This window comes from Parazoarcus communis SWub3 = DSM 12120 (assembly GCF_003226565.1).
Taxonomy (GTDB): Bacteria; Pseudomonadota; Gammaproteobacteria; order Burkholderiales; family Rhodocyclaceae; genus Parazoarcus; species Parazoarcus communis.
The window spans coordinates 1-255 of sequence record NZ_QKOE01000187.1 but is presented as its reverse complement, the minus strand read 5'-3'; the positions used below and the strand labels follow the sequence as shown (position 1 = coordinate 255).

1 protein-coding gene is annotated in these 255 nt (G+C 71.4%); it reads right to left on the bottom strand.

What is annotated here, in order from left to right:
• A partial coding sequence (locus tag DNK49_RS23675; RefSeq protein ID WP_110530441.1) for an ISAs1 family transposase occupies positions 1 to 255 on the bottom strand: 255 nt, incomplete at both ends.

Sequence of the window (255 nt, the reverse complement as noted above, 5' to 3'; positions counted from 1 at the left end):
GGATCGCGGTGATCTCGTTGGACTTCTCCGCTGTCGCCGTCTGGCCCAGCACCACGCCCACGTTGGCCGCAAACGCGCTGACCATATGCAGCGGCGCAACCGCCGCCTTGCTCGTGGTGCGCCGGCTCGCCTTGCCATCGATGGCGATCACCTGGTCCTTGGCCAGCGCCGGGATGAGGCCGCCGACCCAGGTGCGAAACGCCAGTTCGAACTGTTTCGGCGCCGGCAGCGCCGGCGCCCGCCCGCGGGGCCGGC